The sequence below is a fragment of the Paenibacillus sp. OAS669 genome (genome assembly GCF_014873645.1).
In the GTDB taxonomy this organism is placed as follows: domain Bacteria; phylum Bacillota; class Bacilli; order Paenibacillales; family NBRC-103111; genus Paenibacillus_S; species Paenibacillus_S vulneris.
In genome coordinates, this window is sequence record NZ_JADBDR010000001.1 from 890,077 (window position 1) to 913,773 (window position 23,697).

General features: G+C 49.7%; 17 protein-coding genes and 1 pseudogene. 4 read left to right on the forward strand and 14 right to left on the reverse strand.

What is annotated here, in order from left to right; translation table 11 throughout:
* Positions 1-8: 8 nt before the first annotated feature.
* The 6 genes from GGC63_RS03530 to GGC63_RS03555 form a co-directional block, all read right to left on the reverse strand.
* The gene (locus GGC63_RS03530) at positions 9-338 is read right to left on the reverse strand and encodes a hypothetical protein (RefSeq protein WP_079908430.1); all 330 of its coding nucleotides are present in this window, start codon (positions 336-338) and stop codon (positions 9-11) included.
* 410 nt (positions 339-748) lie between these two features.
* Complete coding sequence (locus GGC63_RS03535; RefSeq protein ID WP_192701111.1) at positions 749-1,729, reverse strand: glycoside hydrolase family 43 protein; 981 nt, start codon at positions 1,727-1,729, stop codon at positions 749-751.
* Between the two features lie 2 nt (positions 1,730-1,731).
* Entirely contained in the window at positions 1,732-2,760 is a 1,029-nt protein-coding gene (locus tag GGC63_RS03540; protein ID WP_192701112.1) for an endo-1,4-beta-xylanase, read from the reverse strand.
* A 12-nt stretch (positions 2,761-2,772) separates the two neighbouring features.
* Positions 2,773-4,845, reverse strand: a complete 2,073-nt coding sequence (locus tag GGC63_RS03545) for an alpha-glucuronidase family glycosyl hydrolase (protein WP_412973848.1) — start codon at positions 4,843-4,845, stop codon at positions 2,773-2,775.
* 96 nt (positions 4,846-4,941) lie between these two features.
* Complete coding sequence (locus tag GGC63_RS03550) at positions 4,942-5,868, reverse strand: carbohydrate ABC transporter permease (RefSeq protein WP_192701114.1); 927 nt, start codon at positions 5,866-5,868, stop codon at positions 4,942-4,944.
* A gap of 15 nt (positions 5,869-5,883) precedes the next feature.
* Positions 5,884-6,834: an ABC transporter permease gene (locus tag GGC63_RS03555; RefSeq protein WP_225947954.1), complete on the reverse strand. Its 951-nt coding sequence runs from the start codon at positions 6,832-6,834 to the stop codon at positions 5,884-5,886.
* 137 nt (positions 6,835-6,971) lie between these two features.
* On the opposite strand from GGC63_RS03555, the pseudogene GGC63_RS03560 reads away from it, so the two are divergent.
* A pseudogene (locus GGC63_RS03560) lies at positions 6,972-7,990 on the forward strand (IS1595 family transposase).
* Positions 7,991-8,042: 52 nt separating this feature from the next.
* Entirely contained in the window at positions 8,043-8,348 is a 306-nt protein-coding gene (locus GGC63_RS03565; protein ID WP_225947955.1) for a DUF3221 domain-containing protein, read from the forward strand.
* A 140-nt stretch (positions 8,349-8,488) separates the two neighbouring features.
* Here GGC63_RS03565 and GGC63_RS03570 read toward each other — a convergent pair whose 3' ends face one another.
* From GGC63_RS03570 to GGC63_RS03580, 3 genes are all read right to left on the reverse strand, one after another.
* On the reverse strand, positions 8,489-10,150 hold the full coding sequence (locus tag GGC63_RS03570) for an ABC transporter substrate-binding protein (RefSeq protein WP_192701116.1): 1,662 nt from the start codon (positions 10,148-10,150) through the stop codon (positions 8,489-8,491).
* Between the two features lie 214 nt (positions 10,151-10,364).
* Positions 10,365-12,107, reverse strand: coding sequence for a sensor histidine kinase (locus tag GGC63_RS03575; RefSeq protein WP_192701117.1), 1,743 nt, complete (start codon positions 12,105-12,107; stop codon positions 10,365-10,367).
* A gap of 19 nt (positions 12,108-12,126) precedes the next feature.
* Positions 12,127-13,698: a response regulator gene (locus GGC63_RS03580; RefSeq protein ID WP_192701118.1), complete on the reverse strand. Its 1,572-nt coding sequence runs from the start codon at positions 13,696-13,698 to the stop codon at positions 12,127-12,129.
* Positions 13,699-14,069: 371 nt separating this feature from the next.
* Here GGC63_RS03580 and GGC63_RS03585 point away from each other — a divergent pair, with 371 nt between their 5' ends.
* Together GGC63_RS03585 and GGC63_RS03590 are read left to right on the forward strand one after the other, a co-directional pair.
* Entirely contained in the window at positions 14,070-15,425 is a 1,356-nt protein-coding gene (locus GGC63_RS03585; protein WP_192701119.1) for a cytochrome ubiquinol oxidase subunit I, read from the forward strand.
* The gene (locus tag GGC63_RS03590; RefSeq protein WP_192701120.1) at positions 15,422-16,441 is read left to right on the forward strand and encodes a cytochrome d ubiquinol oxidase subunit II; all 1,020 of its coding nucleotides are present in this window, start codon (positions 15,422-15,424) and stop codon (positions 16,439-16,441) included. The genes GGC63_RS03585 and GGC63_RS03590 overlap by 4 nt, the downstream gene beginning before the upstream one ends.
* A 144-nt stretch (positions 16,442-16,585) precedes the next feature.
* Here GGC63_RS03590 and GGC63_RS03595 read toward each other — a convergent pair whose 3' ends face one another.
* The 5 genes from GGC63_RS03595 to GGC63_RS03615 form a co-directional block, all read right to left on the reverse strand.
* Positions 16,586-17,668 carry a Gfo/Idh/MocA family protein gene (locus GGC63_RS03595; protein WP_192701121.1) on the reverse strand — a complete coding sequence of 361 codons (1,083 nt, stop codon included), beginning with the start codon at positions 17,666-17,668 and terminating at the stop codon, positions 16,586-16,588.
* 356 nt (positions 17,669-18,024) lie between these two features.
* On the reverse strand, positions 18,025-18,744 hold the full coding sequence (locus GGC63_RS03600) for a response regulator transcription factor (protein WP_192701122.1): 720 nt from the start codon (positions 18,742-18,744) through the stop codon (positions 18,025-18,027).
* Between the two features lie 255 nt (positions 18,745-18,999).
* Positions 19,000-20,793, reverse strand: coding sequence for a two-component system histidine kinase PnpS (pnpS, locus tag GGC63_RS03605; RefSeq protein ID WP_192701123.1), 1,794 nt, complete (start codon positions 20,791-20,793; stop codon positions 19,000-19,002).
* A 120-nt stretch (positions 20,794-20,913) separates the two neighbouring features.
* Complete coding sequence (locus tag GGC63_RS03610; protein ID WP_225947883.1) at positions 20,914-21,780, reverse strand: bile acid:sodium symporter family protein; 867 nt, start codon at positions 21,778-21,780, stop codon at positions 20,914-20,916.
* A gap of 130 nt (positions 21,781-21,910) precedes the next feature.
* Positions 21,911-23,443 (reverse strand): fumarate hydratase, encoded by a 1,533-nt coding sequence (locus GGC63_RS03615; RefSeq protein ID WP_192701125.1) that lies wholly within the window; start codon positions 23,441-23,443, stop codon positions 21,911-21,913.
* Positions 23,444-23,697: the final 254 nt, after the last annotated feature.

The following is a 23,697-nucleotide window of genomic DNA, read 5'->3' on the forward strand; positions in this document are numbered from 1 at the left end:
TGTTCCTGTTATTTGCTATTCCAGTGCCCCATATTGTCCAGGTCCATAGCCGCGATATGGTCGCCGGTTTGTTTGGAGCCATGATCGGCGATAAACCGGTATATTTGCTTTAAAGTATAATCGCAGGCATCATTGTAGCTATCGTGATGATAAGGCAGAGCCGGCACATGAGCACGGAAGAACGTTCCTTGCTCATATTCATCCAGCTCTTCAAACCATTCATACAGCTGATCGATCTCCTCTTCCGTTGCCATGATTTCAAACTCATAAGGGGCATCGCCCTGGTTGAGCATAATGGTTTTGGCTTGGACGGAAATATAATAAGGACGTTTATCCATAGTTACCCTCCGTAATATATAAATAACAAAGCAAGTATGACAACAGCGACCGGAAACAAAATATAGGCAATTAATGCCGGGTTGGCTACAATATTATGTTTCCTGCTTACGCTATTCATTCCTTTGTCATATTCATGTTGATTCTGCTTTCGGATAGCCATAACGGAGAAAAATAAACCTGCAACGCATATGATGGCCGCTGCGATCAAAAGATTGTACAGCAAAGCTTCACCTTCTTTACCTTTGCAAATTTACTATTACTATCCCTTCCCCGCTTTCCCTTCATACATGGATGCCTATCGGTAAAATTAGCCTGGGTATATTGACAACTGCTACAAATAAAAAAAAAGGACGCCATGTATTCCATGACATCCTCTCCTTGCAATGATGGCAGAAGCTTTTTTATCACCTTATTTATAAGGGTCAATCATTTGGATCGTTCCGTCTTCATTATAGGTAAGCTCTGTATACTTCACGCAGCGCTTGTGATCCACTCCGCCGGATAAGGAGCAGTCATGATAAAATAAATACCATTTCCCCTGAAATTCGACAATGGAATGATGAGTAGTCCATCCGATGACGGGAGGCAGAATCTTGCCCTTAAACACAAAGGGGCCTTTTGGATTTTTGCTCATGGCATAAACAAGATAATGAGTATTCCCCGTGGAATACGATAGATAGTAATACCCATTATATTTATGAACCCACGGACCTTCAAAAAATCTTCTTTCTTCATCCCCGGCCAGGAGCGGATTACCGTTCTCATCGATAATGGATATCTCTTGAGGCTGCTCAGCAAATGAAAGCATATCCTCACTTAACACCGCCACCCTTGGGCCCAAAGCCGGTGCGGTTGCAGCAGGTCCGTCAGCTTCAGGGTCAAATGTTCCCCGCTGCCATTTTTCCAGCTGCCCTCCCCATAGACCGCCGAAATACATATAAGCCTTGGTATCTTCGTCTACAAAAACGGCCGGATCAATGCTGAAGCTGCCTGGAATATAATTCGGTTCTGGCTTAAACGGCCCTGAAGGAGAATCGCTTGTAGCGGCGCCAATACGGAAAACATCCTCTTTGTCCCTTGCCGGGAAAAACAGATAATACGTGTTGTTTTTAAATGCGGCATCTGGAGCCCAAAGCTGCTGCTTGGCCCATGGAATATCTTTAAGATGCAGCGCCTCCCCATGATCTATGCAAGGAGAAGACAGGTCATCCATGGATAGAACATGATAATCCTCCATAGCATATTGATCGCCGTTATCGTTGGTAGGTCCATCATGATCAATATCGTGGGAAGGATAGATGTAAAGCTTGCCTTCAAAGACATGAGCGGAAGGATCCGCAGTATAAATATGAGTGACCAACGGCTCATTTGGCTTTGCCATTTTATTCATGATTATTTTCCCCTTTGCCCTATGCTTGTTCCTTTAACGATCTTCCAGAAGGAAGCCTTTGGCTGATGATTTTCATCGAACACGAGCGGCCAATTTTTCCTGCTGCGGACAGGGAAATCGTGAAGCCAGGTGTAATCGTCCGCTGCGCCCCAGAAGGTGACGGAGGTAATCACGTCCTTGTACTCGCGGAACAGGCGGAATACCTTCTCATAAAGCTCTGCCTGGCGTTCCAGCATCTCTTCGGTCGGCTCCAGCAAATCTGTACGCCGGTCGTTAAACTCGAACATCGATACATCCAGCTCGGTAATATGGAGCTTTAGTCCAAGCTCGGCATATTTCTCCAGCGCTTCGCGAATGGTCTCGAGGGAAGGATCGTACAGATTCCAGTGCCCTTGAAGGCCGATACCATGGATCGGCACGTCCTGCTCCTTCAATGAACGGATCAAACGAAGGATTTTGTCCCTTTTATCAGGATGGCATTCATTATAGTCGTTATAGAACAGCAGTGCGTTCGGGTCGGCCTCGTGAGCGAATTGGAACGCCTTGGCAATGAAATCGTCCCCAATCTGCTGAAGCCACCTGGAATCCCTTAGCCATACCCCGCTTTTGTCCTCGATAGCTTCATTCACGACATCCCAGCAGTACACCCTTCCCTTATATCTTCCGACTACCGTATCGATATGGGACTTCATGCGTGAGAGCAGCAGCTCACGATCGGCAGGCGATCCGTCCTTTCCTGTGAACACCCAATCGGAGGTTTGGTTATGCCATACCAGAGTATGACCACGCAGCTTCATGCCATGTTGACCGGCAAAATCAGCGATCCGGTCGGCGGCGTCGAATGTATAGACCTCCTCCTCCGGATGGACACGCTCGAACTTCATATCATTCTCAGCTGTGATGCTGTTATATTGGGCGGCGATCAGCTCCTTAGCCGATACGATAGTTTTCAGGTTGACCGCTGCGCCTATATCAAAGTAATTCCGATTGATGGAATGCAACGCGGGCACGTGCAGCATTGACGACGACATAGCTCAATCCTCCTAGTAGATCTTCCGGTGCAGCTCGTCCGGAATACCTGATTTTCGGTAAAAATACGTATTTATCACGTCGCGCCACTGCCTCGCGCTCTCCAGCTGCGTCTCGATTCGCCTGCGGATATGGTCAAAGCGGCTTTCATCGATTTTGCCCTCCAGCTTAAGCCACTCGGCCTTCCATCGTTCGACCTGCTCTACACCTTCAAAGTGCGTGTCGTAAATATGCTGAATGACCGTTTTACCTGAATGAAGCTTATGGGTATACGGCACATGATGGAAAAACAGCAGCAGTTCATCCGGACAAGTATCCAAGCGGTCGTAAAGTTCCTCATTGGACTTGGCATACTGCTTCGTGTAACCTGTACCCGTTACCTGTGTACGGTCTACGCCGATGCCGTCGCGGTCGGCAAAGTGATAGGTACCCCACTTGGAATATTCGTACCCGTCCACATCCGGTCCGTAATGATAGTGAGGTGTAACCATCCAGCCTACGCCGAGGGGCGACGTGTAGCTCTCATAGATCGGCCAAGAGGCCATCAAGAAGCCGACAACCGTCTTCAACACCTCAGGGTCCTGGCCGAAGGTGAGCTTCGTCCATTCTTCAGCTATGGCTTGGGCGGATAAGTCCGGGTTCCATGCCAGACGCCCGAAGCCGTACAGGTTAGCCTGCGCGAGATGATGTCCGGTCCAATTCTCATCGTCTCCGATATTCGCTACCGCCGTGATGCCGGAATAGCGGTATGGATGTACGCTGCCTGCGGCGATCGCTTTAACGGACGACCCTTCCCCTTGGATGCAGGTATCAAAATCCAGTATCTCTTTCCACTGCGGAATCAAATAGCATACATGCTTCTGCTGCCCGGTATACTCCTGGGTAATCTGGAATTCCATCAGCTGATTCGTTTGCTCCATCGCCCCGAACAGCGGTGAAACGGGCTCCCGCACCTGGAAGTCCATCGGGCCATTCTTGATCTGGAGAATGACATTGTCCGCGAACCGCCCGTCCAGCGGCTTGAAATGATCGTACGCCGCACGCGCCCGATCCGTGGAACGGTCTCTCCAGTCCTGATGGCAGTTATAGACGAAGCATCTCCATAGCACGAGACCGCCATAAGGCCTAAGAGCTTCCCCTAGCATATTGGCGCCATCGGCGTGATCGCGACCGTAAGTGAACGGACCCGGACGGTTCTCGGAATCCGCCTTGACCAGAAAGCCGCCGAAGTCGGGAATATAGCGGTATACATCCTTGGCCTTGGCTTTCCACCAGTCGGCAACGACAGGATCAAGCGGGTCCGCCGTATCCAGCTCGCCAAGCTCCATCGGGCCAGCGTAATTTACGCTCAGGAACAGCTTGATACCGTACCTGCGGAATACCTCAGCCACTCGGGCTACATCAGGCAAATAGGTCTCCGTGATGAGGAAGGTTTCCTGACGGTGTACATTGACGTTATTGATAGCAACGGCGTTGATGCCGACCGAGGCGGCCAATCTCGCATAATCCCGAATGCGCCCGGAGTCCGACAGCACTGCATCATTATTGAAAAAAATAGATCTCCCTGCATAGCCGCGTTCGATACTGCCGTCGATGTTATCCCAGTGATTGAGCATCCGAAGCCGGTTCACCGGCGCCTCTCGTATATCCAAAGCGTCGAGGCGCTCGCCTGTCTGAAGCAGCCGTAAGAAATGGAAGGCGGCATACAAAGCGCCCTTCTCCGATAGACCTGCAAGCACCACATATTCGTATGAAGCGTCGGCAGATCGGACCGTCCGAATCCAATAGCACTCATCTGATACGTTCTCCGTTTCATCTTGGGAGACAGCTGCGTTAACCAAAGCGGAGCCGCCGTATACGCCGATAGCCAGAAAACGTCCTGAGCCGGGTATGCGCTCTGTTACTTGCAGGGCTTCACCGGAAATGCTGCCGATGGCCTCGGCAAGCTCCTGTACAGCTGTCTGCAGCGGGCCTTCTCCCGCCTCGGCAGGGATAATCAGCTGCTTCAACCACTGCAGGTCTGTCTTCCGTATCTCCTTATTTGTTATCTCTTCATATCGAAGCCAGGCAGAATAGCCGTTATCTATCACTTTGAGGTCCTCCTAGATTGGGATGCATGACGGCATGCCATTCTACTTCCATGGGCGGGCAGAACGGCAATTCATCCAATCGCGATTGATGTATCAGCCTTTCACTCCGCCTACGGTCAAGCCCTTGACAAAATATTTCTGCAAGAACGGATACACGATAATGATCGGCAAGCTGGCGATAATCGTCATGGTTGCACGTATGGATGTCGGTGTTACAGCTGTAACACCACTTTGAGCGGAAGCGAATGCGTCGGCGGCAGTAGCGCCGGAATTCGCGGATGTGTTCGACGTCTGCAATATTTTCATCAGCTCGTACTGAAGGGTACTGAGATTCGTGTTCGAGGAATTGTACAGGAACACATCAAACCAGGAATTCCATTGTCCAACCGCCACGAACAGCGAAACCGTCGCGAGCGCCGGAACCGTTAGCGGGAGCACAATCTGCATGAAGGTCGTAAATTCGCCTGCACCGTCGATTCGCGCCGATTCCAGCAAGCCGTCCGGCAAGCCCTCGATGAACGAGCGAATGACGATCATGTTGAATACGCCGATAATACCGGGAATGATATAGACCCAGAAGGAGTTCGTCAGACCCAGTTCACGAATCAGCAGGTATCCCGGAATGAGGCCCCCGCTGAAGTACATGGTGAAGACGAAAGCCAGCGTGACAAATTTGCGCAGCACAAACTCCCGGCGGGTGATCGTATAGGCCAGCATGGCCGTGCAGAACACGGATACGACCGTACCGAGGACCGTTCGCAGCGCGGATATTAAGGTTGCGTGATAAATGCTTGCTTCATTAAAAATGTACTCGTAGTTCTTCCAAGTAAACATTCGAGGCCATAGGTAGATACCGCCGCGAATCGAATCGTTCGCATCATTGAGCGATACAGCTACCATGTTGACAAACGGATACAGCGTGACAACCATGAGACAGCACATCGCTATCACGTTGCCTATATCGAATAAGGTGTCCGGCAGATTGGAATATCTCCGTGACGAAGGGGTAATGTCGCTCATTCTTGCTCTGCCTCCTTAGAAAAGTCTGCTTTCGCCCAGCTTCTTCGCGATCGAATTGGCAGCGAACAGGAATATGAAGCTAACTACCGTCTTGAACATGCCTGCCGCCGTCGCAAGGGAATAATTGTTCATGTTCAATCCGTATTTCAGCACGAATATATCAAGGTTGTCGGAGAAGTCCACGGTCATCCCGTTCCCGAGCAAGTATTGCGGCTCGAAACCCGACTCCAGAATATGCCCAAGATTCATAATCAATAAAATGACAATAACCGGCTTCAACCCGGGAAGTGTAATGTACGCAATGCGCTGCAGCCGGTTGGCTCCGTCGATTTCAGCCGCTTCATACTGTGAAGGGTCGATCGTCGTGATCGCAGCCAAATACACAATCGTATTCCAGCCTACATCTTTCCAAACCTCGGACATTCCGAGAATACCCCAGAAATATTCGCCCTTGCCAAGCCATAGCACAGGGCCCTCAATCAATCCCAGCTTCAACAAGATTATATTCACGATGCCTTCCGGCGATAACACTGTCGAAATGATGCTGGCCGCAACGACCCAAGAAATAAAATGCGGTAAGTAGCTGACGGTCTGAACTACCCGCTTGAACACCAAATGGCGCAGCTCATTAAGCAGAATCGCCAAGGCAATCGCCGTGACGAAGCCAAGCACAAGCTTGATAGAGCTCATTACAAGCGTATTGCGCAGCACCCTGTAAAACGCATCGTCATTAAACAGAAACCGAAAGTTTGCCAAGCCTACCCATTCCTGATCAGCGAAGCTTCTCGCAGGCCGGTATTTTTGGAAGGCGATGGTCCACCCCCACAATGGAACATATTTGAACACAAACACCCATATCAAGAACGGTACCGACATCACAACCAGCGTTTTTTGCTGCATCAGCTTTTTAAAGAAAAGCGATAGCCGGGACGCTTGCAGCTTTGAGGCGTTTGCTCCTGCCTGCAGGATGGCCGTATCTGTATGTTTTCTCACCTGATGTTGCTCCTTTCCGAGCTTTTTCTATAACGCTGTTTTCTGAAATATTGTTGCTCTTTTGGGTATACTATTAATACAGTGAAAATCCCGCAGGAGGGAAATGATTCATGGATTGGCTCAAAGTATACGAGAACTTTACCGACCTACCAGAAAAGGAGCAGCACCGCTTATTCGAAGCAATGAAAGAAACGCTGTTCCCCACCCCCAAAATTCACGGAATAATAGGTGATATCCGAGAAACGAAGTTCTCGGGTGGTTTGGCGTGCCTTCACTGCGGAAGCCTAAGTGTTAAGCGGAACGGCAAATATCGCGGTCGCCAGCGTTATTTATGCAAGGACTGCGGCAAATCTTTCAATGACATGACGGGAACACCGATGGCGGGTACTCACAAGCCAAACCTATGGCTCAAATACTTCGAGTTGATGGTTGAAGGTTATACACTGCCCAAAATCGTAGAACGGCTTAAGATGCATATTTCGACCGCATTCTACTGGAGGCACAAGATACTCAACGCAATCCGCTCTCTTGGAAACGCTCAACTCAGCGGTATCATCGAAAGCGATGAAACTCACTTTTTGGAGTCCGAGAAAGGTCGTAAAGGCGGCATTCCGCATCGTAACGCTCGCAAACGCGGTCGAACGAAAAGAAGGAACAGCGCAAACGCGGCATCTCCAGGGAGCAAGTGAGCATCGTTGTCGCCTATGACCGCAGCGGCAATATCATCTGTCAAATGGGCGGTCGTGGTCGCATCAAAGCGGAAGAAATAGATAAGGTCATCGGAGGGTATCTTGCACCCTCCTCTTTGCTATGCACGGACAGTGCCACCAATTACAAAAAATTCGCCAAGATGAAGGGTTTGACCCATGAAGTTCTTCCGCGTGGAACGCATGTGTCGAAGTCGGTTTACCACATCCAGCACGTCAATTCGTTCCATTCTCGCTTGAAGAAGTGGATGGACAGATTCCAAGGCGTTGCGACCAAGTACATTGACAACTACATGTTCTGGTTCCGATTCTTGGAATTGCACAAGAGGCTGGAGCATGCAGATAGGCAGAAGAAAATGCTCCTAGATACATGCAGAAGAGCCAACTTTATGACTGTCCAGAAGTTCAGGGAAAGCGCATAACTACCCCTACTATTAAATACCTATATGAGTACGCAACAAAAATTTGATAGCAATGCTTGTTGTTGTTACAGGTTGTTCATCTTCAAGCAATTCCGATGAACGTTGGGATTACAAAGATGGATTCGTCGTCTCAAAAGAAAGCGGGAGAATCCTCGTGGTACGTGACAAACCTTCCAATTTCGAAGCTCCCCTTAATGAAATATTGATGAACGCCGAACCGAACGCAATGTGGATTTCGGAACAAGCTGATTACGACGCGGTTGCGGTAGGTGACCGAGTGAGCATTGAAATTCCGAACGGCGGCGGTATTGACCAGTCTTACCCAGCACAGACGACGGCGGACGTTAAGAAGAAATAATATGCTTTATTGGGTTTACCAACCGCTTTAAGCGGTTTTTTTGTCTTAATAGCAACAATATTTACGAAAACAGCGTTCTATAAAGAGAAGGCCGGAGTTCATGCAAGCCGGCCTTCCGAAAACCTTTCATCGCATATTCCTTACCACTTGCCTGCCGCACGGTCCTTAACCACCTTGGTTATGGTCGCCTCATATTGCTTTTTATCCAATTTGTTCATTTCTCCTACATACTCGTTCCATATCGCATCGAATTGCTCCGGCTTAGCCATGATCAGCTTCGGCAAATATTTCTTCTGCAGGTCGCCTGATTTTTGACCGAAAAGCTGTTCCGGTGTCCCTTGACCCAGGTTAATGCTCCATGCCGGGAACCAAGGACGGTTATCGGGCTTAGCGAACAAGTCGGTAAATACTTTAGCGCCATAAGCCTCTAGAATCTTCTTATCCCCTTCGGTATAGCTCATTGAAGCTACTTCCGGCTGATTTCCTACGGCGAACGCGTTGCCGTCCTTCAGCAAGGAATTGTTGCCATACCGAGGCCAGCTGTATTCAAAATATTGGAAGCCATAAGAGCGCTTAAATTCCGGGTCGTTACGCTTGGCGATCTGATCCGCGTTCATAACGAAGCGTCCCTTGTCATTAACCGAGTAAGTCTCGTCTTTAATCCCCCATTGTGTGAGGATTTGATTCTCTTCCTTGAGCATGTTGTCGAAATATTTGATAATGCGGACCGGGTCCTTCGCCTTTACGGAGATTCCGATCCCGCGATTGTTCACGAAGGACGGCGGATCGATGTATTGATCCTTTATATCCTTATCGAATACGATCGGCAGGGGAGCATACCGTTTCTCATCAATCCCTGCTTTCTTCAGGTTGTTCGTAGCATCGCCTACTTGCCAGCCGTAGTTGAAGTAACCAAGAACGCGGCCGGAGGTCAGCTTCGCCAAATATTGGTCTTTGTTCACGACGAACGATTCAGGATCGAACAAGCCCTCTGCGTTAATCTCGTTCAGTTTCTGGACCCAGCGCTTCTCCAAGTCCGTAGCTGCAAAAATTTTGGCTTCCTGCGTCTTCATATCGACAATGACGCCGCCATCGTTCGGATATCCGGCGAGGTGCATCGGAGGATTCGTCAGCGTAAAGAAGTTGTCCGCCACGCCTGCAAAGGAAACGAAGCCGATAGTATCCTTGCCATCCATTTGCGGATGCTTCTCCTTGTACTTCTTAATGAGATCGAAGTATTCGTCAAGCGTCTTGATCTTCGGATAATTAAACTCCTTCAACACGGAGCGCTGAATCCAGAAGGCACCCTGACCTATGTTCGGGTCCATGATATATCCTTGGTTCGCGGAGAACGGAAGGTGATAAATCTTACCGTCCTTCTGGCGGAATTTATCCATGTACGGGCCATATACCCGTTTAATATTCGGTCCGTACTTTTCGATCAGATCATCAAGTGCAATGAATGCGCCTGCATCCATCAGCTTATCGATTTCGCCTTCGGGTACTATGACGTCGGGATAATCACCGGAGGCGATCATGACGCCGGACTTCGTTTTTTGGTCTCCCACTATAAATTCCATCTTCCAGTTGACACCTGTCTGCTTCTCCAGCTCTTTACCTATCACGGTCTGGTTAGCCATGATATCCTTACCGCTCGAAAAGCTGTAATACGAGAAGGTAACCGGTGTTGTATCGTCGGATGTAGTTAGTTGTTTATCTGCTGCGGGCTGTTTGCTGCAGGCAACCGTCGCAGCTAAGAGGGACACGGCTAAGCCGGCCAGTACTATTTTCCGTTTGACCATTTCTATATTTGTTCCCCTTTCACCATTTAGTTTCTATGTAAGCATTTTCAGTATAGCTCGTAATCGTTTTCTTGTTCACCCGGCAAACTTTAGATTATACTTTGAAAAATGCATGAAAATATAATAACCCCACTAAGTGGGGCATGCTTATTCACACATTTTACAAGGGGGGGCCGATACGGAAAGCTTTTCAGCCGCACCCTTGTCCTTCACATCATGTAACCGGGTCGCCTGACGGAAGCCGGATTTCGACGATCGTTCCGAAGTTTTCCTCGCTCTGTATCCGAAAATCAAATGAATCGCCATAACACATTTGCAACCGTGTGTATACATTCTTGATTCCAACATGCTCTCCGAACGAGTCCTTCTCGTGAAGATATTCCATCAATTCCGCGTACTTGTCCTTCGGAATGCCCATCCCGTTATCGCTTAATCGGAATACGAGAACATCTTCTTCCAGGTATAGATCAATACAGATGAGTCCGCTCTCCGGGGATTTCTCCACACCATGAATACTGGCATTCTCAATAAAAGGGAGAAAGGACATCTTGGGAATCGAACTGCCGTACGCCTCCTCCTGAACATTCAAACGGTATTCCAATCTATCACCGAAGCGGTACTTCTGAATTTCCAGAAAGCATAAGGCAAGCTCCATTTCCTCTCTTACCGTAACCCAGTCACGTCCCCAGGCTATGGACCTCCGGAGCATTTTGGCCATATTCTGAATAATTCGGGCCGTTTCCTTCTCGGATTTCATCAAGCTCCGCATGCGGATCGTCTCCAGCGCATTAAATAAAAAATGAGGATTAATCTGGCTGTGAAGCGCATGCAGCTGAGCCTGCCTCTGTTTAAGCTCCAAATTCTTTTTTTGAATATCTGCCATATAGACATCCTCGATCAAGCTCTGGATTTGCAGGGTCATCCTGTTAAATTCGCCGATCAGCTGGCCGATTTCGTCTCTGGACTCCTCGTCGGGAATCGTTTCGAAATTTTGATTCTTCACCTTTTTCATATGCTTCAAAATACGAATCAGCCGCACATGCAAGGAACGGGCGATAAACACAAGGATGATTGACGGCACCAGGAAATTTAGACAGGCCAAAATAATGACGAAGGAACCGGATTTACGCACCTCCTCCAGCATGCTGACCTCATCCATAACCCCGCGCAGACTCCAGCCGTTTAAATAATTGATATTTTGATAATCTGACCGGAAGGTTAGAACACGCTGATCAGGAAAGCTGAGCGAAGCCATGGAAATATTGCTGTCCGCCCAATCAACGGAACCGTCGTTAGAGTACGCGATCCGCCCTTGCGGGTCCACAAGGTAGAGCTTACCCTCAAAGGCGGAATGCTGAAGGAGCTCCTGCATCGTCTGCATATTCAGCTCCACCTTTAAAAGCTTGAGATAATTGGAATAATAAGCATAATTGTCGAGACGCTGGAGCAGGCTTAACGTATTGCCGGATTTGAAAACTAGCGGATAAGGAACCTTGGTCCGAAACAATGTAGTGTACCAATCTGTTTTTTGAAGCTCTTGCGAAATATGATCGATATTGCTTGAGGTCAAAATCGTCGGATTATCGACAAACAGCTGCACTTCCTTAACGGACTTATTCGCTTGCCATACCCGGTAAAAGGACGGTCGAATATAGGACTGATAAGCCTCGATATATTCGCTGTTACTGGAATAATCCTCATCCAGCATCTGATTAAACACGGTATCCGTATAAAACAGGTAGGTGATTCCTACCGCCTCGTCGATGAAATTCCGAATCTCGCTCTTCGTTTGCTCCATAGCCGTCACGGCGTCCCGGGTCTTCTGATTTTTAACGTTATTCGTGGTCACGTAGTAAAAAATAACGTTGGTTAATACAATCGGAATAAACACAGAGAAGAAGTACATCAAAAGCAGCTTATTCCGAAGCTTGACATTATTCAAAAATAATCTTAGCATGATTGCCGCCGCCTTGGTTTTAGTGTCCGATGATTTTATTCCGGTATTCAGTAGGCGTTACACTTTCGCGCTTCTCGAATTGGGTCACAAAATAGTCTGCATTCTGAAAGCCGACCGTCTGGGCGATTTCATAAATGCGCAAATCGGTTTGGCGCAAAAGCTTCTTGGCTTCATCAATCCGAAGCTGCAGTAAAAAATCGTTGAAATAGACGCCGTAGGTTTTACGGAACAGCTGACCGAGGTAAGCCGGATTCATATAGAAGGCTGCCGCCATGCTCTTGAGGCTGACGTTCTCGGCATAATGGGTTTCAATATATTTTTTCACCTTATGAATACTTCCCTTGGACTGCTCCTTACGAAGCTGATCAAGATATTCCGACGCCTGGACCAAAAATCGGACAAGCAGCTCCTTTAGCTCCTTGAGCGTTATATTCATCTGCTGCCACTGCATAATCTCCGGCAATACCGTGAGGGGCTTCTCATCGCCTTCAAGCTCCTTGACCAGCTGAATTACGCTGATAACGCAGCGGGCGATAGTATTCCCGATGGCACGGGGCGCAAAGCGTTTATATTGAAACTGGTGAAACATATGATCCACCGTGCGCAGCAAGGCTTCCTGATCCTGCTCCTCCAGCTGGTCCATCAGCTGCTTATACAGCTCCGCATCGATATCGAGCGCATACAGCGGAATCCCCTGTACCTGCTCATACATGATTACCGTCTCGCCGTCCATGGCAAATTGATATTGTGCGGCCTCACCAGCGGTTACAAAGGATTCCCTCACCTCCGTCAGCCTGCTCACCGGTTTTCCGGCGAAGATGGTTACCGTCCCCTGGGCCAGCTTCGTTAAACTTCCCTGCAAGGCTCGAAGGCTGATCTCCAGTCTCTGGTCAAAGCTCTCCAGCCACGCGTAGTGGATGAGGAGGCTGTATTTACCGTCAGCATGCTGTATCAGAGGAATTCGGTCAACGGACATACCGGGCACGTTGAACACTTGAAGAATGCAATCTATAACGTGCTCCTGTCGGGGTGCCGGTAATGTATCCCCTTTCAAGCGCAGCTCAATGAGAGCGCAGCAGAATCGGGCAGCCCCCTCCATACGGAGGGCCGATAGCAGCTCCGGTTCGTCCTCCTGCTTCACTTGTCCCTGGATTAGCAGCTCCAGCACCGATCCTCCTACACGCCTGCCCTTGCTTATCCGGGTCAGCTTCTTCATGTTGATCGTATCGCATAGCTTAAGCAGAGTGCCCTGGAGCTCCTCTTCGTCAATCGGCTTCAATATGTAATCGACAACGCCGTAGCGAAGCGCTTGCTGTGCATACTTGAAATCGTGGTAGCCGCTTATAATAATGAAGCTGGGCTGACTCCCCTCCTGCTCCGCCACAGTCCTTATCACGTCCAAACCGTCAAGAACCGGCATACGGATATCTATGATGACCAGGTCCGGCTCCAGCTCCTTTATAAGCTCAAGAGCCTCTTGGCCATTCTCCGCCTCCCCGGCGATAACATAGCCCAGCTGCTCCCAATCGATTAAACTCATCAAGCCCTTCCTTACATACATTTCGTCATCTACCAACAGCACTTTATACACAATCGCTTCTCCTTACTCATGACATAATGAATAATCGATGAACATTGACCGTACTCCTCTAGGGGATGTATCCGGTTTCAAATGATGTATGACTACCTTCAGCAATCATAGCCATGGTTGAAGTCATAGAGAGCCAAAAGGCGGACCTGCCCATATACCCGCTCCCATCTTATGAGCATTACAAGCCCCACTTTCCCAAGCTTACCGCCGCCCTGCTTTTCGTTCAACATATCAGCGTTCAGAGCGTCTGTCAACGTCAGCACCATTCCCTCATTCCATGTGAATTAAATCACATTCATATACTTATACTAACATTGGAGGAAATGGATAACAATAATCCATATCCTGCCTAATGACATAAGGAGCTGATAATGATGTCCTACGATCCTGCGGTGTACAGTCGCATATTGACAGGGCTTACCTTGGGCTTTCACATCCTGTTCGCCACGATCGGGGTGGGCGTTCCCGTGATGATTGCCATTGCGGAGTTTCTTGGAATCAAGCTGAAGGACCCTCACTATCAACTGTTGGCCCGCCGTTGGGCACGCGGCTTCGTCATCTCCGTCGCCGTAGGGGTAGTCACCGGAACTTGCATAGGGATGCAGCTGAATTTGCTATGGCCGAGCTTCATGCAGATTGCCGGTCAAGCTATCGCCCTGCCGCTGTTCATGGAGACCTTCGCCTTTTTCTTTGAAGCTATTTTTCTGGGCATTTATTTATATACTTGGGATCGTTTCCGCAATCCGTGGACCCACTTCTCCATCGTCATCCCGGTCATTATCGGATCCTCGTTATCCGCTTTTTTTATTACTGTGGTGAACGCCTTTATGAATACGCCTCAAGGCTTCAAGCTGGAGGGGCGAACCATCATCGATATCGACCCTCTGGTCGCTATGTTTAACCCGGCAACGCCTAGCAAAACCGCTCACGTACTGTCCTCCGCCTATATGACCAGCGCGTTTTTGCTGGCGGCCATCGCCGCTGTATCGCTGCTTGCAAGGAAAAGACATGCTTATTACACCAAAGCATTGAAGCTGACGATGCTCGCCGGACTAGTGTTCTCCGTGCTGACGGCCGTCATCGGGGATATGTCCGGCAAGTTCCTTGCCGAATATCAGCCGGAGAAGCTTGCCGCCGCGGAATGGCACTTCGAGACAACTGCTCGGGCTCCGCTGGTCCTCGGCGGAATTCTCGATGAAAACCATGAAGTCCGTTATGGGCTTAAGCTTCCATTCGCCTTGAGCATTCTTGCCTTCGGCAAGCCGAATGCCGTTGTAACCGGATTGAACGACATTCCTCCGGATGAGCGGCCTCCGCTCTATATTCATTACTTGTTTGATATGATGGTGGCCATCGGCAGCCTCCTGATCGTGCTGTGCCTGGCGTACATCCTGTTCGCCCGAAGAGCCCGCCGTGCGAAGGGGGGCGAGCTGCCCCGCTGGCTGCTGCGCTGTATTGTGGCTTCTGGACCTCTGGCTATGCTTGCCATCGAATGCGGCTGGATATTGGCCGAGGTCGGACGGCAGCCCTGGATTCTCCGCGGTTATATGAAAACCGTGCACGGAGCCACCACATCCGCGAATGTGGATTGGATGCTGCTGCTGTTCGCCCTATTGTACCTGGTATTGGGAGTTACGGTATGGGCTGTGCTTCGCAAAATGTTCAGGAGCAACTCAGCAGAGAAGGAATTGGCCGGACGAGGCCTGGAGGGGGGCGAAATGAGATGAATATCGAAATTATCGGCATTACGGTACTTTGGATCTTCCTTTATGGATATTTGATCGTCGCCTCAATTGACTTCGGCGCCGGATTTTTCAGCTATTACAGCATGATAACGGGAAGAAAGCATCTCGTGCATGGCATCATCGAGAGGTATTTGTCCCCCGTGTGGGAGGTTACGAACGTATTCCTCATCTTCTTTATGGTCGGAATAGTCGGCTTTTTCCCTGATACGGCCTATTACCTGGGAACCGCCCTGCTGCTGCCCGGCAGCATTGCGATCATCCTGCTTGCCATTCGCGGCTCCTATTACGCGTTCAGCACTTACGGAGCTAAAGATAACAGCATCTATTTGCTGCTGTATGGCGCTAGCGGCCTGTTCATTCCGGCGGCATTGTCCATCGTGCTGACCCTCTCGGAAGGAGGATTTATTCAGGAGCAGGACGGACAGGTCAACCTTCTGTACGGCAAGCTGTTCACCAGTCCCTACGCCTGGTCCGTCGTGGTGCTGTCGCTGGTCAGTATTCTGTTTATTTCTGCGGCGTTTCTGACCTACTACGCCAATAAAGCCAAGGACAGCCAGGCAATGGAAGTTCTGCGCGGCTTCGCTATCGGCTGGAGCGCCCCAACGATTCTGGCAAGCCTGCTCGTCTTCTTTGCCATATACCGCCATAATCCGTGGCACTTTGACAACATGCTTCATTATGCATGGATGTTCGTGCTCTCGCTCGTCTGCTTCTTAATCGCAACCTATTTGATTTGGAAGCGGCGAAGGCTGGGCTTATCCTTTATTCTGGTCATGCTGCAATTCTTCTTTGCCTTCTTTGGCTATGGAGCGGCGCATTTGCCGTACATCTTGTATCCTATCGTTTCGATCCACAAGAGCGTCACAAGCCCGGAAATGGGCATTGCGCTGATCATCGCCTTTATTGCAGGCCTGCTGCTGCTCATCCCTTCGCTGTATTTGCTTATGAGGCTGTTTCTGTTCAATGCTTCGTACGTCCAGGGCAAGGCAGGCAAGTAGCCGGACCACAATCAAACCTTTCCCTTCTTCACATGTGAAAAAGCCGGCAATGCCCATCCTCCCGGCGTAAAAAAGTAAAAAAAGCCCGAGCGCCTTCTATTTTGAAAGGAACCCGGGCTTTCGCTCGTTATAATGTAACAGGCATCAGTCGAAATAAACGGCCTTCCCTGTTTTCGACGATTCATAGATCGCCTCTAATATTTCCGAAACGACGCAGGCCTGCTCCGGCGTAACAACTGGCTCCTTATCCTGCTCGACAGCTTCAAGCCACAAGCGCATTTCCAGATCGGCCGGGCTTTCCTTTTTCCCGTCGTAGAAGTCTACGCCTTTGGCGTCCAGCTGAATTTGATTCATGAACAGGCGGCTGTGCTTTTCACCGTTAATGCGCAAACCGTCTTGCATATCGGCCCCGCCCTCCGTGCCGCAAAGGGTGGTTTTGGCTTCTCCCGTTTGCAGCATGTTGATCGCCCAGCTGGATTCCAGCATGATCGTTGCACCGTTCTGCATGGTGATCATTCCGAACGCCGAATCTTCCACCGTAAATTTCTCCGGGTCCCACGAGCCCCAGGCATTAGCTGCATCATGCTTTTGGGACAGCTTATGGAAGGCCGTGCCCAATACCGCTTTTGGCTTATAATTGTCCATCATCCAAAGGGTCAGATCCAGCGCATGCGTCCCGATATCGATCAATGGGCCTCCGCCTTGCTTCTCCTCATCCAGGAACACGCCCCAGGTCGGTACGGCACGGCGGCGAATGGCATGTGCTTTTGCAAAATAGATCTCGCCCAGCTCGCCGTCGGAGCATATTCTCTTCAGGTACTGGCTGTCGGAACGGAAGCGGTTCTGATACCCTATTGTCAGCTTCTTGCCGGTGCGCTTGGCAGCTTCCACCATCCTGCGCGCGTCAGCGGCTGTCTTGGCCATAGGCTTCTCACACATGACATGCTTGTCCGCTTCAAGCGAAGCGATCGAGATTTCGGCATGGGAATCGTTCGGTGTGCACACATGCACAATATCGATGGAGCTATCCTTCAGAAGCTCTCTATAATCCTCATATACTTTGGCATCCGGAGTTCCGAATTTGGCTGCCGCCTCCTGAGCTCTCTCCAGCTCAATATCGCAAAAGGCGACCATTTCAACGTTAGCCTGATTTTTCAATGCCGGCATATGCTTCCCATTGGCAATGCCGCCACAGCCGATAATCCCTATTCTAAATTTAGCAGACATTCTGTTCGTCCTCCTTGGGTACGGTCTCTCACATGAACTTGTTCCTTACTTAGCCATAGTATAGTGAAGAATGTCCCGAAAAGATATTTCTAATCTGGCTGATATTATATCCGATTTTGTCATGAAATAATGATTCGCTTCCAAATCATCCTGCCGCATCCAGTCGTCAGCAATCGACAGAAATTTCCCGGGAAATGGCAGAAGCATCGTCATTCGAAACCAGGGCTCCTCAACAGCTTCAACTTTAATGCGGGCCATGGCATCGAGTCTGATTCGGGTACTTTTCGGTGAACCCAACTAAAGTAAGTCAAAAAAAAGAAGCGCCACCTTAGCAGGCCCGCTTCTATTTTCAGCAACTATGCTTTTTTCACCACGGAGGTGACGAGCTTATAGCCGACTCCCCGAATCGATTCAATCTGTACGCTCTGCTGATTCATCTCCAGCTTCTTGCGCAAAGAGCTGACATGCACATCCACCGTCCGCTGTCCGCCGATATAGTCGAAGCCCCAGACGATATTCATCAGATCATCCCGTGTCACGACAACTCCGGGCCGTTGAACCAAATAGAGAAGAACCTCAAACTCCTTCGGTCGAAGCGGTATGGATTCCCCGTTCAGCATAACCTCATACTTTTCCGGGTAAATATACAAATCGCCGGCGGTAATGACCTTTTCCCCGGTCGTATTTCTATCCTGCAGCTGCTCCTCGGACATCGTCCTGCGCAGCACCGCCGAGACGCGCGCCAGCAGCTCGGCTACTCCGAAAGGCTTCGTAATATAATCATCCGCGCCGTATTTCAGACCTTGTACGACTTCTTCCTCCGCATTCCGTGCCGTCAAAATGATGACCGGCGTTTTATTGCCCTTCTGACGAAGCTTGGACAGGATTTCAAACCCGTTCAACCCCGGAAGCATAATATCTAGAATGATCAAATCAAAAGCATGCTGAAGTGCGGTCTGCAGCCCTTCACTGCCGTGATCGACCACTTTCGTCTCATACCCGTCTTGAGAAAGATTATAAGAGAGCAGTCTTGCTAACGTAGGCTCGTCTTCAATAACTAAAATTTTTTGCGTCATGGGAATCCCCCGTTTTAGTTTCTAATAAGACAAGCTTATCATAGCCTAGTTTTGTTGGCAAAATGTAAAGTGTTAATTTCATGTAAAAATTTTGCCCCCTGGCATCAAATATTGGGTAAGTTTGCTGAGAAACCTATAGAGCTAGAACTATTGCCAATATACTCCGGTGGGATGCCCCTCCAGCTACCGTTTCAAGCACCAATGTTAAGAAAGCCTTATGGAATCTTGAAAAATCCATAAGGCCTCTATATACAATTAATGAATCACAGGCAGCTCAATGATGAATCGGGTTCCCATCCCCACTTCGCTTTCCACACGAATGGTTCCCTTATGCAGCTCTACCAGATGCTTTACGATGGAGAGACCCAGACCGGTTCCGCCGGAGCTGCGTGATCTGGCTTTATCTACGCGATAGAACCGTTCGAAGATGCGGGGCAAATCTTTTTTGGGAATCCCTATGCCGGTATCGGAGATCGTCATAAGAATCCGCTCGTATTCATCTCCGACAGGATCGATAGGCTCTACCTTCACCTTCACTTTACCGCCTTCCGGCGTATAATTGATCCCGTTGGATAAAAGGTTGATCAAAATCTGCCGCAGCCTGTCCTCATCCGCCTCAATGTACATGTCTTCATCCACCTGCATATCGAGGGAGATCGATTTCTTCATCGCTTCCGTATTCATGACATGGAGGCAGTTGCCGACAAACGTATGCATATGCACCGGAGAGAACTGCAGCGGGATCCGCTTGGACTCAATCTTCGAGAGCTCGAGGATGTCTCCGATCAGCCTGTTCAGCCGCTCACTCTCGTCAAAAATAATCTGCAGGAACGATCTTGCCGTCTCCTTATCGTTCAATGCTCCGGCAAGCAGCGTCTCCGCAAAGCCTTTGACCGCAGCAATCGGCGTTTTGAGCTCGTGGGATACATTGGCGACGAACTCGCTGCGCATCCGTTCCAGACGCCGGACGGCCGTAATGTCATGGAGTACGATCAGCACACCCGCCCACTCCTCTTCGTTCAAAGTGATAGGGATGAGGTTGATCTCTAATATGCGCTCTGACGGGTAATAAAATATCATTTCATCCCGGATCAGCTCCCGGGAATCAATGCATTCCTGAATCAATTGCGTAAACTCATACTGCTGCTTCGCTTCGTCGAATTTTTTGCCCAGCAGCTCCTGCGCGGAGAAGCCGAGGATATCTTCCGCCGATGGGTTCAGCAGCACAATTTTCCCGTCGCGGTCGATCATAACGACCCCGCTGATCATATTCTCGAGGACGCTTTTCAACCGGCTCTCGTCTTCGAGAATCCGGTTCATCTGCAGCTGCAGACTGTCCGCCATCTGGTTAATCGCCTGCCCCAGCTGACCTACCTCGTCCTTTTTCCGAAGGTGCACTCTGGCTTTGTAGTTCATGTTCGTGATCTGATTAGCGACTCTTGTAATCATCTCAATGGGGCGGGTCAGACCATACGCAACCCTGTAGCTGATTAAAGCAGCAATAACGAAAACCGTCAGCAAGCCTATCAGGATGCCATACCAAACCTTGCGGATCGAGGCGTCTACATCCTCCAGACTCATGGCCAGCCGGGCATAGCCTTTGATGCTAGAGCCGTCCTTGACCGGAACGACAACATAGAGCATATTGCGCTGAATCGTTGTGCTGTACCGCATGTCGGAGCCGAACTCCCCGTTTTTGGCCGCCTCGGCTACCTCTTTTCGCGACAAGTGATTTTCCATCTCCTGCGGATTCGAATCCGAATCCCCAAGCACCTTACCATCGGCTCGTATATACGTCACGCGGGCATCGGCAGACTGCTTCAGCTGCTTCGCCAGATCGGTGAAGTATCGCATCTGCTCGATCTCCGTACCTTCCTGCTTCCAATCCAGGGTAAACAAGATCACCTTAAGCTCTCTATCCATATTCGTCTTCAGGGCCTCAATATGAGACTCCTTCAACATCCGTGACATGAACAGTCCGGCTGCCAGCATCGAGGCTCCGATCAGCACAATAAATAGCAAGGTGAGACGAACTCGAAATTTTTGCATAATTCCCTCCGTTTGAGGCTGCTTATCGACTTGCAGGGCCGTTCTATGTGCAGGAGCCGCATGGTCTTACTGCCATGCTGTCCTCCCCGCTATCACTCATTCATTTAATAGACAGTATAGTCAATAGCGTAGCTGTTCAGCAGGAGGAATGCCAGTTAATTTTTTGTAAAGACGAGACTTCTCGTATTTTTTCAGGCACCAGAAGTTCAGGGTTGCAAAAGGCTGCTGGATAAGAATCGACAGTACGACCGGCACCGCCGTTAACGGCTCGAAATAAGCGAGCGCTAGCACCAGGCCTAGTGAAATATTGCGCATTCCAGAGGAATAGGCGACGGTGACGACAATATCATGCCGCTTCATCACGAACATGGACGCAAAGCCGATCAAATAGCAAAAGATAACCATCAGCACAACCAACGGGATGACGACGACCATGTCATGCTTCATTTGGATGACGTAGGGCTGAATAGCCGCCGCGTTGATCGCTACAACCGTCACCATGGCCACTTTGGAGCTGGGAGCACAGAACGGTGCCGACCATTCCTTGAATCTTTGCCGCGACAGCTCGTTCACGATAACCCCCAGAACCGTCGGGACAACGATAATTTTGATCAAATCCATCATGACCTTGAGATGATCGAAACCCACTTCCGCTCCGAAAAACACGGATACCTCGAACGGAATGACGAACGGGCTCAAAGCCGAATCGATCACGATCATGGACAACGCTAACGGAACGCTGCCTTTCGAGAGCCCGATCCAGATCACGGACGATACTCCGAGAGGAATAACCGTGAATAGTACGAATCCCACCACATAAGGCGACTGGGTGCCGAAAAAGGCGCTGCCCAGCGCATAAGACACGATAGGCGCGATAATATGCGCAGCCGTAAAAATAAGCAGCATCGGGATGGGCATGCGGAAGGCCTGCTTAATTTGGCTCCAGCTGCAGCCGGTAGCCATTACGAAGGTCAAGTAGGCGAACAAGTAAGGCGCCCATCCTGTGAGTCCGTTCAGATGCGCAGAAAAAAGAAACCCAAGTATCAAAGATACTGGGACAATTAGAGATAAATATTTTTCTATGATGGCATTAAGCCTTAATCCGAATACTCTCATCTTAGGCGAAAACCGTCTCTTTGAGCAGGGAAAGCTTCTCCAGGGAATTTTTGTCTACTTCCGCATGCAGACTGTTGCCATGGGAGTCCATCGTTACGATAGCGGCGAAGCCTTCGGTTTGAAGATGCCACATTGCCTCCGGAGTACCGAATTCCAGGAAATCGACCCCGTTAACCTTCTTGAAGCATTGAGCGTAATATTGAGCGGCACCGCCGATAGCGTTCAAATAAACTGCGCCATGCTCCTGCAGAGCAGCCAGCGTTTTGGCGCCCATTCCGCCTTTGCCGATAACCATGCGGATGCCGAACTTTTTAATGATCGTACCTTGATAAGGCTCTTCCCGGCTGCTCGTGGTAGGACCTGCCGCTTTCACGTGCCATTCGCCGGCTTCGTCCTTCGCCATGACCGGACCGCAGTGGTAAATCGCAGCGCCGTTCAAGTCGATTGGAGCATCGTGATCCATCAAATATTTGTGCAGCGCATCGCGGCCAGTGTACATTGGTCCGTTAATGATAACGACGTCGCCAACGCGCAGCTGACGAATTTGCTCTTCCGTCACTGGAGTTTGCAGGACAACTTCACGGCGTTCGGACGCTTCTGCACCCGCTGCCGCTTCCTTCTTCATCGAGACGGTCTCGCCCTTCTCGTATACCCATTCCTTGATATCGCCGCTGTTCGCATCCAGCAGAACGCCTTGTCTGCGGAAAGCCCAGCAGTTGTAAGCAACGGAGACGAAGAAGCTTGCAGGCAAACGGTTCATCACGCCCACTTTACAGCCGAGCAAGGATACTTGGCCGCCAAAGCCCATGGTACCGATTCCCAATGTATTTGCTTTTTCCATAATGTAATCTTCCAGCTTCTGGAGATCTTCGATAGGATTCACATCATCCACGCGACGGAACAGCTGCTGCTTGGCCAGCTCATAACCGCTTGTCCGGTCGCCGCCGATGCCCACGCCAATAAAGCCCGCGCTGCAGCCTTGACCTTGTGCTTGATATACCGCATGCAGGATACATTTGCGGATACCGTCCAGGTCGCGGCCTGCCTTGCCGAGCCCTTCCAGCTCAGTCGGAAGACTGTATTGAATGTTCTTATTCTCACAGCCGCCGCCTTTGAGAATCAGCTTGACTTCAATCTCTTCACGTTCCCATTGCTCGAAATGAACGACTGGAGTTCCTGGTCCAAGATTGTCGCCTGTGTTGGAACCGGTCAACGAATCAACGGAGTTCGAACGCAGCTTGCTATCTTTAGTCGCTTGAGCGACAGCTTCTAGAATTTGCTTTTTCATGACAATCTGATTCGCGCCTACAGGGCAATGAATGATGAACGTCGGCATCCCCGTGTCCTGACAGATAGGAGATACGTTGCATTCCGCCATATCGATGTTGTTCCCGATGGTAGATAAGGAAATGGCCGAACGCGTTCCCGCATCCTCGCGCTCCTGAGCCGATTGAATCGCCAATCGGACGTCCGCCGGAAGATTGGTCGATGTCTCGACAATCAGTTTATAGACGCTGTCTTGAAAATGCTGCATGATATAATCCCCTTTCCAAATTAGGCCCTGCTCAATATATACAATGATGCATAAGTATATAATAGCACATTCCGCCAGCTTCAAAAACCGTGAAATGCAGTGCCTGTAAGGCTTCACGTCCCTTTATCCTCCAGAAAGTCGCCTCCCTTAAAGTTTTATTTAGATTTCTAACCTTACAGCAGGAATTTACTAGTGATCATAGAATACTTAACTACACGTAATTAGGAACTTTTGACTATACGTATAAGGAGTCT